10 protein-coding genes are annotated in these 17,759 nt (G+C 43.1%); 9 read left to right on the top strand and 1 reads right to left on the bottom strand.

From position 1 onward, the window contains the following. Window positions 1–16: 16 nt before the first annotated feature. Entirely contained in the window at window positions 17–1,198 is a 1,182-nt protein-coding gene (locus G7Y37_RS05625) for a pyridoxal phosphate-dependent aminotransferase (protein WP_165062498.1), read from the top strand. A gap of 148 nt (window positions 1,199–1,346) precedes the next feature. Here G7Y37_RS05625 and G7Y37_RS05630 read toward each other — a convergent pair whose 3' ends face one another. After that, window positions 1,347–2,186 carry an Rpn family recombination-promoting nuclease/putative transposase gene (locus tag G7Y37_RS05630; protein WP_165062499.1) on the bottom strand — a complete coding sequence of 280 codons (840 nt, stop codon included), beginning with the start codon at window positions 2,184–2,186 and terminating at the stop codon, window positions 1,347–1,349. 313 nt (window positions 2,187–2,499) lie between these two features. On the opposite strand from G7Y37_RS05630, the gene G7Y37_RS05635 reads away from it, so the two are divergent. The 8 genes from G7Y37_RS05635 to G7Y37_RS05670 all read left to right on the top strand — a co-directional run bounded on the left by G7Y37_RS05635 (window position 2,500) and on the right by G7Y37_RS05670 (window position 17,173). After that, window positions 2,500–3,621 carry a Fic family protein gene (locus G7Y37_RS05635; RefSeq protein WP_165062500.1) on the top strand — a complete coding sequence of 374 codons (1,122 nt, stop codon included), beginning with the start codon at window positions 2,500–2,502 and terminating at the stop codon, window positions 3,619–3,621. 519 nt (window positions 3,622–4,140) lie between these two features. Next, window positions 4,141–6,006, top strand: a complete 1,866-nt coding sequence (locus G7Y37_RS05640; protein WP_165062501.1) for a leucine-rich repeat domain-containing protein — start codon at window positions 4,141–4,143, stop codon at window positions 6,004–6,006. Between the two features lie 71 nt (window positions 6,007–6,077). Then, window positions 6,078–7,781, top strand: coding sequence for a DUF6273 domain-containing protein (locus G7Y37_RS05645; protein ID WP_165062502.1), 1,704 nt, complete (start codon window positions 6,078–6,080; stop codon window positions 7,779–7,781). Window positions 7,782–7,920: 139 nt separating this feature from the next. After that, window positions 7,921–11,634, top strand: a complete 3,714-nt coding sequence (locus tag G7Y37_RS05650) for an InlB B-repeat-containing protein (protein WP_165062503.1) — start codon at window positions 7,921–7,923, stop codon at window positions 11,632–11,634. 39 nt (window positions 11,635–11,673) lie between these two features. After that, window positions 11,674–12,258, top strand: coding sequence for a hypothetical protein (locus tag G7Y37_RS05655; RefSeq protein ID WP_165062504.1), 585 nt, complete (start codon window positions 11,674–11,676; stop codon window positions 12,256–12,258). 268 nt (window positions 12,259–12,526) lie between these two features. Continuing rightward, window positions 12,527–13,159 (top strand): hypothetical protein, encoded by a 633-nt coding sequence (locus G7Y37_RS05660; RefSeq protein WP_165062505.1) that lies wholly within the window; start codon window positions 12,527–12,529, stop codon window positions 13,157–13,159. Between the two features lie 112 nt (window positions 13,160–13,271). After that, complete coding sequence (locus G7Y37_RS05665) at window positions 13,272–13,910, top strand: hypothetical protein (protein ID WP_165062506.1); 639 nt, start codon at window positions 13,272–13,274, stop codon at window positions 13,908–13,910. 29 nt (window positions 13,911–13,939) lie between these two features. Next, window positions 13,940–17,173 (top strand): hypothetical protein, encoded by a 3,234-nt coding sequence (locus G7Y37_RS05670; protein ID WP_165062507.1) that lies wholly within the window; start codon window positions 13,940–13,942, stop codon window positions 17,171–17,173. The last annotated feature ends 586 nt before the right edge of the window (window positions 17,174–17,759 follow it).

Consider the following 17,759-nt stretch of genomic DNA (forward strand, 5'->3'; position numbering starts at 1 on the left):
CGGAGGATTTGTATTTATGATTAATCAAAAAATGTTCGACTTAGGTGCTGAACCTAATAAAATTCGCGAATTATTTGCATACGGGCTTAAGCGCAAAGCTGAAATCGGTGCTGATAATGTATTTGATTACAGCATAGGCAACCCCAGTGTGCCGGCGCCGGAATGCGTGCATCAGGCATTTGTTGAACAACTACAACAAGACCCGGTAGTGGCGCATGAATATACGCCCAGCCCCGGCGATCCAGCGGTGCGAAAAGCCATTGCTGACTACATAACAAGCGAATTTGGCATTTCGGCTACTGCTGGCAATGTCTATGTTACATCTGGGGCATCGTCAGCCATTGCTATAACGCTTTCGGCTATTTGCGAGCCGGGCGATGAGGTTATAGCTATTGCGCCATATTTTCCGGAGTATCGCACGTGGACGCACACCGCAGATTGTACTCTCGTGGAAATTCCCGCAAGTGTGCCCAGCTTCCAGCCCGATATAGCGGCAATAGAGGCGGCGATAAATGAGCGTACAAGTGCCATAATAATTAATAGCCCGAATAATCCTGTTGGCGCTGTATATACGCGCGAAAACTTGCAAGCGCTTGCCAAGATGTTAGCTGCTAAAGAACAAGAGCTAGGTCGGCGTATATTCATTGTGGCTGATGAGCCCTATAGAGAAATAACTTACGGTGCCGATATACCATATGTTCCGAATCTGTATGTGGACACTATAGTGTGTTATTCGTTTAGCAAATCGCTTTCGCTGCCGGGCGAGCGCATAGGTTACATTTACGTTAGCGACCGCATGGGCGATGCGCAAGCAATAAGCACAGCTGTGGCTGGTGCGGGCAGGGCGTTAGGTTACATTTGTGCGCCCGTTATGTTGCAGCGCGTTATAGCGAAATGCTTGGGCACGCCAAGCGATGTGGCTACGTATGCCGCCAACAGAGAACTGCTAACACAAGGGCTTAGCGAATTGGGTTACGAATATGTGCAGCCAGAAGGCGCATTCTATTTATGGGTTCGCGCTTTAGAGCCCGATGCGATAGCATTTTCTGAACGCGCGAAAGACTATGAGCTTTTGCTAGTTCCGTCTGACAGTTTTGGCGTTAAAGGTTGGGTGCGCCTGTCGTATTGCATTGCGCGCAGCACTATAGAGCGCAGTATGCCTGCATTCCGAGCCCTGATGGAAAGCTACAACGGTTAATGAGCTGCAATAGTTTGCCGGTTACTGACAATTGACCGAACTTGTATATGCCTAACTAAAATGCCCTTTGTTGGTACAACTGCCAATAAAGGGCATTATTTTCTTTTTTTGGATCTATGAATTGATGCTTAATGTATTTAGCTTTGTATTAAATGCCAAACTCGGTAAAAAGCTGCTCTCTATAAGTTGGGTCTTTAGAGGCTTTAAGTACGTCAGCTTCGCGTCCAGCGGCAAATAGGTGTTCAATAAGAGAATTGTAGCGTGCGGCTTCTGCTCGCCCACGTTCCAGACCTCGTTCTTCTCCCTCTTTTAGAGCAGCTTTGCGGGCTATACGTACTTCTCGCTCCCAATCTTCCCCTATTGTACTTACAGAAAACACCTTATTCACCCACCCTCTATCTTCATTGGCTTTGTCTACTACGCTGGCAATAGATGTAACTAGTTTGTCTTGTTTATCTATTTTACCAGTAGAGACATACTCCATAAAAGAGAGCAGATGCTTATCTTTTGTCTTTGCATAGTCTTTGCAGTTAAGAGCAATCCAGTGAGAATCATCTTTTATAGGAATACTATTATTCTCAATACATACTCTCTCTATCGTATATACAGGAAGCCCTGCTTTGAAAGGGTCGTGATTACAAACGAAGATAATATAACTTGTGGGTAGATCTTCATATTCATCACCCTTGTTAAGAGAAGCTGTATCAATAGATGCTTGATAGTATCTATATCTCCTAGCGATATCTGCTCTTTGTTGAATTTGTAGTTCTATGTCAAAGACTTCATGTTTTGTTTTAGCAAACAGATCTAACCTAACACTCTTAAAGTCTAGTCTAGGTTCTATTGCTTGTTCTGCGTTTTTATAGATTAGGTCATCAATTTGCTTACCTAATACACACTCTAAGAATTCCTTGCATATATCTTTTTGAATCATTACGCGATTAAACATAAATTGATTAGTAATAGAAACAGTAGCTTGCTCATCCATGTTTGTCTTTTCTTTCTCTAGAAGACTTATAAATCTTCTAATCAAGACTAGATTGCAAACCTTATATCTGTGTATCAAAAATGCGATATCAAGTGACATACAAACCTCGGCACAAAACCAACTGTTTGCAACACCTATTGACATCTCAAATCCCCATAGTTGCAACTTTTAATGAATGCAAATCTTGCAGAAAGCTGGCATTTTAAATCGTTTAGTACCTCATCACTTTTTTAGGCAGTCCATAGTGAAAAATAGTGTAATAATAGTGAAATATAGTGTAAATTCGCGAGAAACTAAGCGGAAAGGAAATCTAATGATTAAAGCTGTCCTTTCAAATAGTATTCTCAAACAAATTACTACTATAGAAAAGTATCGTTTCCATGTATCGAATATGAAACTTCCAGCATCTACCATGAACAGACTACGTAAAAACTCAAAGAAGAAAAGCTCGTATGCATCAAATAAAATAGAAGGTAATCCTCTTTCTGAGCAGCAAGCAGATGATGCTATCGAACATGACGAACATAAACATTTTTTGAAGCCCGAACAAGAGGTTCGAAACTATTTTGCCGCATTGTCTTTTCTGGAAGAGAAATTAATCGAAAAACAGAAAGTTACTGTAGATTTCATCATGGCAGTGCAGGCTATTGTTGAGAAGGGCGCGCCAAAGGAAAAAATTGGTCTGCGGGGGCAGATGCCTCTCGGAGTGCTTTTTGCTGTTTATGATACGCGGACGGGAAGCCCTGACTATATTCCTCCCGAAAGTTCCGATATTCCAAAATTACTTAATGAATTAGAAGAGTATCTTGAAACTACTGACGATCACCCGCTTATCATTGCTGCAATCGTTCATTATCAACTGGTAACTATTCATCCTTTTGAAGACGGTAACGGAAGAACGGCGCGATTGATTTCTGGCTACATTCTTGACTATTATGGATACGGTTTTTTGGGTATAGGCTCACTGGAAGAATACTTCGCATACGATCCCGAGGAATACTATGCTTCTCTTCAAATGGGACTACCTGCGCTTTATTATTCCGGAAGAGATAATCCGCCTCATCCAGAATTATGGATTGGTTATTTTTTAAGAATGATGGAGCTGTATGCGAAAAAAATCAACGACATTTCAAACGAAGTTGCGGAAAACGGCGTGGAAGCGAGTCTTTCCCATTTACGCATGAAAGAAAAAGATCTCCTAGTTTTTATTCTTAATGAGAATATTTGGGAATTTGCCCCTATTGAGCTTGCAAAGCGATTAGGGGTCACTAATAAAACTATTATTAACAGGACTGTTGGTCTTGTGAAGAGTGGTTTTATTGAACCTGTGCTTGTAAAAGAGAGAATCAGGTCATATATTCTTAGCGATTTCGCTCGCTCCAATAAGACAAGTATTTTAGAGGCTTTAGGGAAACAGAATTCAGTAAAGTTTTAGGGGGAGCGTCATAGGTGAGGGGTTTTCCTAGCAATTGAATAAAACGCTGCATCAAGTAAGCATGGCTGATTTGTAAATACAAAGAAAACCGTCCAGATTAAGATTGCGCCTGTCCAGATTATATCCACACCCCCGTTGCGCTTAGTTTGGGATATTGCGTTTAGTGTTGCGGTTAAGTTGCAAAGTTTCTCAAACTTCTCAAAAAATTGCGTTTGTTGAATTTATGTGGAAGCCTTTCCGCAAATGAAACGGCGTGTTATAGTGACCTCGTCACATCAAAAGCAATAAGCAGCCGGGGCACGTCTCTTACGTTTCCTCAGTAATTATTGTTAGGTTTAATAGTTATTGTGAAGGGCATCCTTTGCCCTGATTGTGACTATTTAGCTTAACAATAAGTGGCTGCTTTTGGTGTGACAACTGAAGTTGGATGCCCTTCATTATGAATCGCTCTTTAGTTGTTGCATTCGTGTTCCGCATTCGACTTAAGTTGTCGCACCAAAGTCGAACAGGGGCATAGGGATGCAAACAGCATTGCAGAACTTTGTGTGCGAAACAGCCACACGCACCAAGCCGGGCGCAAGTCCGAAGGCTGTGGGCTTATCAAAATTTCCCACCAAATCGGTGTCTGCTTTCTTGTCGCTTACATTGGCTGTAGCCATGTGTCCGTCAGCTGGGCTAGCTTATGCTGCGGAAAACGGCGAAAATCAGTCGTCCGCTTTAGCGGAAAACGCCTCAAGTGCTAATCATGTCAGCGAAGATGTGCGCCTGAACGCGCCTAGCAGCGCTGCCGACAAAAGCACCGCATCGTTAGGTGGCAACGAAAGTGCCACGGCTATGCCTACAGAAGGCACTATAGAAAGCAACGGGCTTGTATACGCAATTAATGCGGAAGACGAAGCAGCTGTGTCGCTTATAGGTATTACAGCAGATATCGCTGCAGGCATTGCTACTGGCGCTGCCACAAATGTTGCCACAAATGTTGCCGCAGACATTGCCACAGGCACTCCCGAAAGCAAGCCTGCACCCAACAAGCCTGCGCTCAGCATTGAAATACCCGAACAAGTTGCCAACGGCGGCAAGCTATATACAGTAACTGAAATTATCGTCCCTAATAAGCCCGAAAACTGCAACCCTTATACAGAAAATCTGTTTAGCGAAGAAAACCTAGCCGCAAATGTGGAAACCATAACCATTCCGGCAACGGTCGCGCAAATAGACCCAACATTTTTTCAGCTTTTCCCAAATGCAAAGGCAGTAAACATTGCGCAAAACAACGCAACTTACGCCAGCTACGATGGCGCAATTTACAGCGCCGACAAAACCAGCCTTATCTTGGTCCCGCAGGGTAAGGAATCGATGGTGCTCCCTGAATCTTTGACATCTGTCCCTGCTTGCGTACTTTCCCGATGCACCAAGCTTTCTGTCATTTCTTTTCAAGGGAGCACCGAAAACGATTCTTTTGCCGTGCGGAACAATTGCATATATACGGCAGACCTTACAACCATTGTAGCAGCGCCGGGTGTTATTACTAGCACCGAAAGCCCGGTAAGCCCAACAATCCCGGTAAGCTCGGCAAAACCGCAAGATAGCGTCAATCAGCAGCCAACAGGCGAATTCACATACACCCTTTTGCCCGACAATACGCTATCTGTTGGGTGGACAGGCGAAGGTATGCCAGCAGCTATAAGCATTCCTGCAAGCGCAGCACTGGATGGTACAGAATACAGCGTATCTGCCATAGCGGATGAAGGCTTTGCAAATAGCGAAAACTTAGTAGCCATAAGCATTCCTGAAAGCGTTACAACAATAGGCAAGCATGCTTTTGAAAACTGCACCAATCTAAACTCAATAGGTATAAGTGAAGGCACAGCAACAATAGATGAAGCTGCCTTTAAAGGCACAGCACCAACCATCCTCGTGCTTCCAAAAAGCATACAAACAATTGCATCAGGTGCTCTAGCTAACCTAAACAACACAACCATAGTAGCAATGGGAGATGTACAAGACATAAGCCCTGATGCGCTATCGGGTACAACTAATACAGAAATCTATACTCCATATATAGAAAGTGAAAACTACAAGTGGAACATAGGCACACCTGTAGTAAACAACCACTTACTTCCATACGGTGTAAAGCTATCAGCCGATGTAGCAAACCTACAAGTAGGAGATGAAGCCAACCTATATGGAGAAGATGGCTACCTATTTACTCCCGGTAAATCGAAAGCAACATATTCGTATGGCTCAGCCATAAGTATAGATACATCCACAAACACTGTTATATGTAAGCAACCCGGCTCATCAAAGGTAGAGGTAACTATAACGCTGCCAATTGATGAAAGTGCAGCCGCAGGAGTAATAAGCGGAACGGCACACCTTAGCTAAATCACACAATCAAGCAAAACAAAATAGATATATAGGCAATACCACCTAGCAGGGGGAAAGAGGACACAACCATGACCAAGATTCGGAAAAGGACAAAAATCACATCAGTACTTCTTGCGTTTGCACTTGCACTTACCATGGGTCCGGGTATGGCATTTGCAGAAGAGCTTCCAATCAGTAAAGCTAACGGAACTGTAGATGTAGCGGAAAACAACAACGCTAACCCACATCATACAGATTCATGCGTAGAAAACGAAGAGAAGTATGGTGCTAATTGCGGATCTGATATCATCACGTGTCCAAAATGCGGTGAAGGTTTTTATAACTGCCAGATAGATGAGGCATCTGAAGCTGCAAATGGTGAAGATGGGCAGTTTGACCATTGGGAATATAAATGTCCAGCATGTGGAGAGAAGCTATCTTTTGGTGAATCAGATGAATCTGAAATTATGCCACTTGCGGCAAATAATGTTATTAGCCTAACTCTTCCTATAGTTGTCACCTTTGGTGGCAGTGAAGGATACGATCTTGCTAACCCTCAACCCTCAATTACGAGTGATTTTGCATTAACCAATAATGGGAAATCTCCTGTGATGATATCGGGTATTTCTACTGCATATTACAACGACAGTGAATCGTCTGTAACTGGTGTTTTGAGCGTGGCAGATAGGAATTTCAACGGTACAGCCGTAACCTCTCAAAATTTATTCAGCCTATATCCTGCCGGTCAATCAGAAAGAGCCATCAGCTTTAGAGCTTCAAGCACTGATATTACATCTTCTGTAGGTGATTTCTGGTTCTCTCAAAACCTTGCTATTCCTCAAAAGAGTTCAATAAACTGCACATATCGTTTAAATCTAACCAATAATTGGGAAGTTGCTTCCGTAAATGCCAAAATAAATGAATCGGTTGCTAATCAGGGGTTTAAACCTCTATCTCAAGTTACTTACACTATTTCAACCTACACCCCAGCAGCGTCCGGGTCTACAAATAGCGATTTCTATCTTAAAGATACAACAAGCAACAAGGTGTATTCACTATCAGATGTTAAGGGACATGCTCTAGATTTATCGGCAGCTGGGGAGAATTCGCTTTACTACACTATGTATACAAATTATGCAAAAGACCCAACTAAGTATGAGTGCAAGACAAAATACGACGGAGTTATGTATAACCTAATAATTCTTGGTGTTAACCACGATAATCTTACAACAGGTGGAAAAGCTGGGCTAACTTTCATGTTTAAAACTGGTTTTTTGGAAGGCACTCCTATAACAACCGAAAATAGCAGTGCTTGTGGTTGGAGTAATAGTTCAGTTCGACGACAAGTTCTTTCAGAGGGCGGTTCGTTCTGGAATGGTATGTCTAAAGATGTTGTTTCCTGTATTGCTGAAGTTACTAAAAGAACCATTTTACCCCAAGAAAGCAGCCTCCAAATTAAATATGCCGATAAGAAAGACGATGTTACTTTCGACGAATATGCGAAGTCACTTTATTATGAAACGACTCGGGATAAATTGTTTTTACTAGGGGATAAGGAGGTATTCACCAGTCCGCCTTATCCTGATGGTGATATTTATTCATTCTATAAATACTACGCTACATCTTCGAATACGAGGAAGCTATACAATGCTGCTGGAGGGAGTATATCTTCTTGGTTTCGTACTCCAAGTCCTCATTATAGGAATTACTGGCTATATATGAATGGCGGTTCATCTTGCAACTCAGCACCATCTTTTACAGGTTGCGGTATAAATCCTGCTTTCTGTTTCTAGTAAATATCGAATCTAATATCTGCCAAGTTGTGTCTTGGCAGATATTAGGCAGCTAGAACAGTAGCTTCGGTTGTGCAGTAAACATTATCCAAAACATTTCAACAGAAAAAACTAATTAGCCAATAAAGGAGCATATATAATGCTTGGCATTCAGACTACACATAACAGGAGAAGGCGCGCGTTTTTGGCGCTTACAGTAGCTCTAGCGCTCGTATGCTCCTTTGTCTTTAACATAGCAAGTGTTCAAAATGCTTTTGCAGATAATCCTGTAGCTACTAACAACTCGACAGCTACCGCAACATCAACCCTTGGAATTAAAGTTATCGACACCAGAAAAGACATTGGCGTAACAACCGACCCAACGAAGGCTACTAATGATACGACTGCTACCGCAACATCAACCCTTGGAATTAAAGTTATCGACACCAGAAAAGACATTGGCGTAACAACCGACCCAACGAAGGCTACTAATGATACGACTGCTACCGCAACATCAACCCTTGGCATTAAAGTAGTTGATACATCAAAAGCTACAGTTACCTTTGATGCCAATGGCGGTAGTGTTAGCACTTCGTCGAAAACTGTTACTTTTGATTCGACTTACGGAACACTTCCCACTCCAACACGCACAGGTTACACATTTGCAGGTTGGTATACAGCAGCTTCTGGTGGCTCCCAAGTAACGACAACAACCAAGGTAACAAATGCAAATGACCATACCTTATATGCCCACTGGGAGGGAAACGTATACACGATAACTCTCAATCAGCAAAACGGAAATGGTACTACCCCAACAACGCTGTACTACAAGTATGGTCAAGCAAAGCTTTATAAGACAGGTGATGCAACAAGGCGTACAGTTAGTGATGAAGTTACATCATCAAATAAAGTAACTATGCCAACGCGCACAGGCTACACAGGTCTTGGCTTCTATAGCTCGTCAACTGGTGGTACTCAATATATCGATGAGACAGGTGTTCCGAAAAACCTCTCCACTACTCTTATGACAAGTAACTCCAATTGGCATGCCCACTGGGATGGAAACGTATACACGATAACTCTCAATCAGCAAAACGGAAATGGTACTACCCCAACAACGCTGTACTACAAGTATGGTCAAGCAAAGCTTTATAAGGCAGGTGATGCAACAAAGCGTACAGTTAGTGATGAAGTTACATCATCAAATAAAGTAACTATGCCAACGCGCACAGGCTACACAGGTCTTGGCTTCTATAGCTCGTCAACTGGTGGTACTCAATATATCGATGAGACAGGTGTTCCGAAAAACCTCTCCACTACTCTTATGACAAGTAACTCCAATTGGCATGCCCACTGGGATGGAAACGTATACACGATAACTCTCAATCAGCAAAACGGAAATGGTACTACCCCAACAACGCTGTACTACAAGTATGGTCAAGCAAAGCTTTATAAGGCAGGTGATGCAACAAGGCGTACAGTTAGTGATGAAGTTACATCATCAAATAAAGTAACTATGCCAACGCGCACAGGCTACACAGGTCTTGGCTTCTATAGCTCGTCAACTGGTGGTACTCAATATATCGATGAGACAGGTGTTCCGAAAAACCTTTCCGCTACTCTTATGACAAGTAACTCCAATTGGCATGCCCACTGGGATGGAAACGTATACACGATAACTCTCAATCAGCAAAACGGAAATGGTACTACCCCAACAACGCTGTACTACAAGTATGGTCAAGCAAAGCTTTATAAGGCAGGTGATGCAACAAGGCGTACAGTTAGTGATGAAGTTACATCATCAAATAAAGTAACTATGCCAACGCGCACAGGCTACACAGGTCTTGGCTTCTATAGCTCGTCAACTGGTGGTACTCAATATATCGATGAGACAGGTGTTCCGAAAAACCTTTCCACTACTCTTATGACAAGTAACTCCAATTGGCATGCCCACTGGACAGCCAACACCATAACCTTAACATGGGATTCTCAAGGTGGAACCACTGTAGCCAATACAACGCCAACTTATTCATCTACATCTAAAGTGATTTGTCCAACGCCTGATCCAACAAAGACTGGCTACACTTTTGATGGCTGGTGGACTACTAAAGACACCAGTGGTCATAAGGTAAACAACAACAGTGAACCTTTGCCACCTACAAATACAACCTACTATGCTCACTGGACTATCAATAAATATAGCGTTTCGTATGTTGACACGTCGGGCAAGACAAAAGCTGCCGAATTTGATTACAACACAGAGATAACCATGAAGCTAGAAGGTGGCACAGCCACAACTACTGGCTGGACTCAATCTGGCTCTAATTACACACGCCATGTAACGGACGGCTCAATTGAGATGCCAACACCTACGCGCACGGGTTACAGGTTTGATGGTTGGGCACTATCAAGCACTACATTTACTGCTCAGTGGGTGCAGCAATTCAACGTAACTTATAAGTCAGGCGATGATGGCACACAAACTGTTGCAGTTGACACTGGAACAACAATCACCATGGCTCTTGCTGGCGGATCGTTTGCATCCACTCCCGAAGGTTGGACACAATCTGGCGAAAACTACACGATGGTTGTTAGCGCAAACGTTACGCTTCCTGCACCTACGCGCACTGGATATACGCTTTCCAAATGGACGCGCAACGCTCCAACTAATACATTTACAGCTGAATGGCGCGCCAACACATACACCATTAATACAGAAGTCGGGGAAGGCGTACAAACACTTACAGCTAACCCTACTAGCTATACCTACAGTGAAAGCGATTCGCAATCAGTTACCTTAACGGTTGAGGCTAGCACGGGATACGATATAACTAAAGTAACTTGGTCTTGCTCGAACAATAATGTGGGAATTGCCAAAGGCGAAAACAATACTTATACAGCCACAATTCCTACAGGCACAACAGAAAACATTACCATTACGGCAACTTGTGCAAAAGCAAGCTATAACTACACGGTTAATTACTACTTAAAAGACAGCACGCCGGCTGAGAAGGTAAAAGACTCTGATACTAAATCGGCAGAGTATAACACGACTATTACTCTTGACAGTGTTAAAGCAGAAATAGAGGGATACAGCTTTGCTAGCGGTACTCCTGAAACACTAACTATCGGAGTAGATGCGGCACAAAACGTATTTAACCTTTACTACGAGCCAAATGGCTACACATACACAATCAAATACTTTGATGGGGATACGCAGCTTACTACTCAGACGGTAACAAGTGGCGCAGGTCAAGTAACGCTTTATAACGAAGAGAACGAAAACTGCAAAAAGGAAGGCTACATTCTTGCTGGCTGGTCTAAGACTAAAGACGCTACCACAGCAGAATATGGTGCAGGAGCTACAGTAGGTGCCCTAGCCGACCAAGAAGGCGCAGAAGTTTCCCTTTATGCGGTCTGGACACTTCGTCTGAAGTGCACAATTCCAACAGATAAGTCTCTTGCCTTCAATATAGAAACAGGCAATTCGATTCCTGTATCGCTAGAGGTTAAATCGGAGACTGTAGTGCCCATTGACTTTAGCGCCTATGCTCTAGCTGGGGAAACGGGTTCGTGGTTGTTCAATGATGAAACTAATCGCGACAAAGCATATTTCAGCTTTAACGACTCTGGAGTAAAAAGCGCATTGCCGCTTCTGTATAACGAACCTTCCACACCCAACTACAAATTATTAGTTGGATCTCTTGGAAAAGACGCTACGAAGTATTGGTCGCTGTCGCTTATGTCAAATGGAGCTAGCTGGCAAAACGCTGACGCATGGAAGACCGAGTTTGGCGAACCAACAGATGGCACTTACAACACAGGCGATAAACCATTAGCAACAATTCGCTGGTGCGTGGCACCTTCTGAATAAAGAAGTTATCGGGAATGCAAGACAAAAGAAAGGCAAACGATGCAAGACAACAAAGTTCATATGAAGCCGCCTAAGCAGCAAGCTAAAAGACCAAACATGCAAATGCCAGTACAGCAGCAAAAGAAATCTAACACTGGCAAAACAATTGTTATTGTTTTGGTTGCGCTTGTGGTTGCAATAGGAATAATAGTTGCTCTTTGTCTAGCGTTTTGCAGCAAAGATAACTTCTACGATGCTAATTCCATAATTGGTCAAGCCCCATACAAAACAGAAGAAGAAATACAAGAAGAACTTAACCGCAAAGTAGAAGAGGGCATGTTCAACATTTCCATTGCTTCTGTGATTGAGTTTGAAGACGGCGCGGCACCCGGTACTGCGTACATTGAAAACGTGCCCGGTAACCCATATGTGATGCAGGTAGACATAACGCTAGATGACACTGGCGAGAAAGTCTATGAATCAGGTGGGCTAAAGCCCGATTCCTACATCAAAGATATAGCGCTTTCTAAAGATTTAGATGCAGGAACTTACCAAGCTACAGCAACTTTCCACGCGATAGATCAAGACACTTTAGAAGAAGTGGGACAAGCTGCAGCAAAAGTAACACTGAACGTACTGAACTAGGAACCACTCATGCAAAAAATGTTTCACGTGAAACATTTTTATGAACAGCAAGAAAGGCAAGGTAGTTAAGGGAGATATCGGTTTGCTCACAAAGCGAGTTTGGCAGCGAACAGAAATGTTCTGTGAGCATTTCTGCCGAGCGAGGACTGCAGAGCGACTGAGCATTCCGGCATCTCCCTTAACGGACATCAAGGTATCAAAGGGCATGGGAGCCCTTGGATATAAAAAAGTTAAGAAATGGTCATGAACAAAACAAGGAGGAAAGACCATGAAGACAAGTAAGTTATTTGGAGCAGTTGCACTGTCTACCACGCTGGCGCTGGGATGTGCTATGCCTGCGTTTGCAGTAACACCGCCAGACTATGAAGGTAAGGACACTATCAATAATGCTAATACAAAGGTTCTTGTAAATGGTATCGCTGCACCAACAACTGAAAATCAGATTAGTGTTACGGTTCCTGTAGACCTTCCGCTTTCTGTAGCACAAAAAGGTGGCAATTTGATTGCTCCTAGCGCTTCTAAATATGCCATCACAAATAGCGGAACAAAGGCGGTAAAGATTGAATCTGTTGCGCCAGAAGCAGCCAATAAGTTTGAGCTAGCTGATAACACCCTGACTGTTCCTGCGACTGCTTCAAAATACCCCGAGACTAATTCACAGATATATCTGGCTATGAAGACTGATGCTATGAGCACATCTATCACTTTGAAAGATCCTACAGTTACTCTTACTGAGGGTCTTTTCGATATTGCTGCTGGGGAAACTTTGAATCTTAATATGTCTGGCGTAGCAGTACCTAGCCAGGAACTCTATGACGGCACTGATAAAAAAGGTTTTGACGCTGTCAACTCAACACATGCAGTAACCCTAACCTACACCATATCGATCGATAATGCTTAATCGAGCGTAGGGACCAGAAAGCAACTAATAAGGCATAAAGCCTTATACCTCGGGGAGCCGCCAAACCTTGATGGAGCGGCGGCTCCACCCATCTACCCTAAAAAGGACAGACATGACACAGGATAACCCAAATACACAAAACAATGCACAAATGCATACCAATAGCGGTATAGACAATGGCTCTTATACAAACCCGCAAACTAATGCGCAGGCAAATCCTGCAAACAATTCCGCGTCTAAAAACAAGCGCAAACGCGGAGCTGCTTTCTATATCGCTATTGTTATAGCAGTACTAGCTATTGTTGCAGCGTGTGTGTTTGGATATTTCTGGTGGAGTGATCAGCAGCCTAGTACGCGTGATACAAACGCACTTATAGGGCAGATTGAAGGCAAGTCGGAAGAAGAAATACGAGCCGAGCTTGACCGCAAAGTTGAAGAGGGTATGTTCAACATATCTATCGCTAGTGAAACTGAGTTTAAAGACGGCGCATCTGAGGGACCGCTTCGGATAGAAAATGTTCCGGGAAACAGATATCTAATGCAGGTAGATATTACGCGCGATGATACAGGCGAAGTCATATACAAATCGGGCATTATAGAGCCAAATCATCACATTCAAAACGATACCTTAGATGTTGACCTTCCTGCAGGTACCTACGATTGCACAGCACTATTCCACGCACTTGATCCAGAAACAGAAGAAGAAATAGGGCAAGCTGGAGCAAAAGTAAACATAAAGGTTCTAAATTAAGGGCACATAAGGGGATAAAGGATTAAGCCATGGGAAGCACTATTCGCACATACATAGATAAGCTAATTGCATGTCTTTTGGCAGTAGCTCTTATTGTGTCGCTGTCTTTTGCATCAGCTTTTGCGGATACAAAAATACACTATGAGGACAAAGACTTTGACACTTCCGGACAATTCGAAAGCAGTATCTATCTAATAGGGCAAAAAGATGGCTTTTCTATAGCAGACCCACAGTTTTCTATGTTTGAGAAAGAATATACATCAGGCAGCGCAATTGAGATGTATGTGGTGGGTATAAGTAGTGAAGATGCAAGTGGTCTAAGTGCAACTTGGAGGGTGGCGCAAGCACTAGAAAGTGCAGACTATAGTGCTGCTTATACGACAAGCAAAGTTGTATCTTCATCTAGTGACACCATCACATTTAATAGCGACACAAACACTGCCACATGCAAACACTTTCCTCAAAACGACAACTTAGAGGAAGGTAAAACCTATTGGTATTGGCTAGAGGTAAAAGACAGTTCCGGAAACATTGCAAAACAAAATGAAGATAAGCCCTTTGTTGTTGTGCGTGAGGAAGGCTATAGAGTAGGTCCTTTCTATGACGATATTGAAGGTAAAAACTACACTTGGATGGTAGCGGGTGGTCCAACAGCTGAAATTGATGGGGTGGACACAGACACAGGTGTTACAGGTGCAATCTATAGGGGAGCTGTACTAGCTAGCAGCGCTATGGATAAAACATCTCCTGTATATGCTGCATTTGAAAGTGCATCAAACGGAAAACTTAGCATAGAGGGTGTATGGCAGGTAGCACTTACAGGAATAGATGAGGGACACGATGCCTACAAACAAGACATACTAGTTAAGCTAAACACTTCATCTCTTGCGGGCTTTGATGCAGCTTCTGTTGCTGATTATCGATTGATGGCGCTAGATGCTAAGGGCAAGTGGAATGTTATAACCCTAGCTGACAAAGATGCAGCAGCAAGTCTAGGTATTACAGATGTATCAATTACAGAAGAGGGAATTACATTCAAACTTACAGGCACAAACACTACAGGCGAGATAGGCTCTTTCGCACTTTCCAAAGTGCTTTCTCCAGAAGATGAAAAGCGTGCATTTAGTGTAGAGACGCGTGCAAGTGCAGGCGGACAGATTGATACAGAGGGTGCAACCTTTGCATATGGTTCTTGTCCAGAGTTTTTATTTGAGGCATATTCTGGATATGAAGTGGACAAAGTGTCGCTAATCGTGAGCGGCACAGAGTATGTAATTCCGCATGCAAGTGATACAGATGCTCCTGCCCCATATGGCACATATAGTGGCAATTCATATACTTTCCCAAGCAACTTCAACGAGGATGGCAGGGCATCTAGAGTTGTATTTAGTGTTGAGTTTAAACAAGCAGATACAGGAGAGGCTTCCACGCTAACACTTACGTCAGGTGCAGCTTTAGGAGATGTTCCTCATGGAGATACCTATGTAGGAGAAAAGATTCCTGCAACTAGGGTAGAGGCAGGAAAAACGCTTGTATTTGAGGTTGGCAAACAATACGGCTCATACACTTTAGAGGAAAACAAGCCCCTAACACTGTACTTTGCGCCGGCACAGGGCTGTAAGGTTGATTGCGTCACCATAAACAATGAAGAGTTTAAGGTAGAAGGCGACACCTACACTATTCCTTCTTTTAACAAAGACATGACAATAGCGGTTAGCTTTGCATTTGGTTCAGGCGAGCCTACAAAATACTTCACAGTATCTGCCAACTACAACAAAGAGCATGCCCGTGTTGGTTTTGGGCAAACAAACACACAGTGGGTATCTTCAGTACATGTTGCTAAAGGAAACGAGGTAGTGCTTGTTATAGAGCCTAAGGACGACTATGTGCTAGATAGCGCCATTCTTTCATATGGCGCCGGTACGCCTCAAACAGATGTAACTAGTTGGGTAACTAAGGAAAACACTCTTACCATTACAAATGTACAAAAAGACACAGTCGTTAGTTTTGCGTTCAAAAAGCCAGGCAAGCCAACACCGCCAGATGACGCAAAGCCAATTGGTCCTGATGAGACAGCTACTGTAAAGCCCAGCAACAAAGATGAAAACAGCTACTTCGATTCGGGGGACGCACATGAAGTGCTAGATAAAGTTGTAGTTGATGGCACAGTTATTCTAGATGATGAATATGAGATAAAAGATGACCCGGCGGCAATGGCGCAAGCAGGTATTACATACGATGCAACTACAGGGGAGTACGCATTTATAGACAAAGACACAGGCATGCCCGGTGATAGCTTTACGCTAGATCCAATTACAGGCTCGATTGTCTTTCATAGCCCGCAAGATACACATACCATATCCGGTGAGTTTACTCCCGCAAAAGATATGGACATCAAAGTTGAGACAGACATTGATACAGAAACAAGCTTAGAGGGTAAAGGTGCAGTTGTTCCAAGTGGCAAGTTCCAATGGAAGCAAAAGAACGATTTGCCTATAGTCATACAACCGGAAAGCGGAAGTAAACTTGTATCTTTGAAAATTGATGGGCAAGAAATAGACATTAGTACGTTAAAGGCGGCAACTGATGCAGATATAGCGGCTGCTGAAGAAGTGCAAAACAGAAACACCAAGCAAAGAGATGCTTCTTATAAGATGCGGTCGCAAGCTATAAATAGCAAGCGTAGTTTATCTAGCCTTCTTGGAATAGAGAAAGCATATGCTGCATCTGCGGCAGGAGCAGACGACAAAGTATATGTAATTACATCCGATTACTTAAAGTCTCGTGCAACAGATCTGATAGAGGTGGATGTAAAGTTTGCTCCTAAGGGTGGCGGTGGTGGCGCGCTACAAAACGATACATACACTATAACCGCTAAAGCTAAAGGAAAAGGTGGCATGATATCAGGTACGTCCAATACAGATGAAACACTATCTGTACAAGTAAAAGCAGGTGCTAACTACTCTGTAAACTACACAATAGAGACAGGATATAGAGTTGTATCTATTGAAGACAACGGAGTAAATATACCTGTTACAACAGGTAGCTCATACACCATATCTAACATTGATAAAAACCACGATGTAGTTATAACCTTTGGACCTATAAGCTCTAAAGCACCAAGAGGGGTTCACCGCCTGCAGTCTCTTGCCAAAACAGGAGATCTAAATGCGCCTATTGCTACAGGTCTAGTTGGTATAGCTGCACTTGCAAGTGCTACTGCAGTTTTGCTTTACCGCCGCAGAAATACAAATGCAAAGTAGGTTGAAGCTTCCTAGTTCAAAAAAGTTAGAAAAATGGTCAAAACTTCCGACTTTCCATGGTTCTGAATGCGAAATTGTGCCTACTAAGGCATCAGAAAGGTGTCGAATTTTCTGTTTGCCCAGTGTTCTCCATATTTCAAGTTAGCTATGTGGCGCTACGACCATGGAAAGCTGGAAGTTTTGACCATTTTTGAGAAAAAAATAGACTCATGGATCTAATTGCGTGCAATCTGATTGAGCGCAATCTGATTGAGTGCAAACCGCACTGATGTGCTGCGAAACTACTCACTAAGCCCATAAAACGTTGATTGCCTATACTTTGCAGCTTTTGCGAGTCGTCTACTCCGACTGTGTCCGACACTCTCTAATCTGTTGATGTTTGCTTTAGACGAGAGTTTTTCATTTTGTTCAGTACAGTTTTTAGTCTATGTTGATAAATTATTCTATATATTAAACTCGGCAAAAAGCCGTTCGCGATAAGCCGGGTCTTTAGAGGCTTTAAGAACATCGCCCTCGCGTCCGGCGGCAAATAGGTGTTCGATAAGAGAATTGTAGTGAGCTGCTTCTTCAGCTCGCCCGCGCTTCA

This window comes from Adlercreutzia sp. ZJ154 (genome assembly GCF_011039055.1).
Taxonomy (GTDB): Bacteria; Actinomycetota; Coriobacteriia; order Coriobacteriales; family Eggerthellaceae; genus Adlercreutzia_A.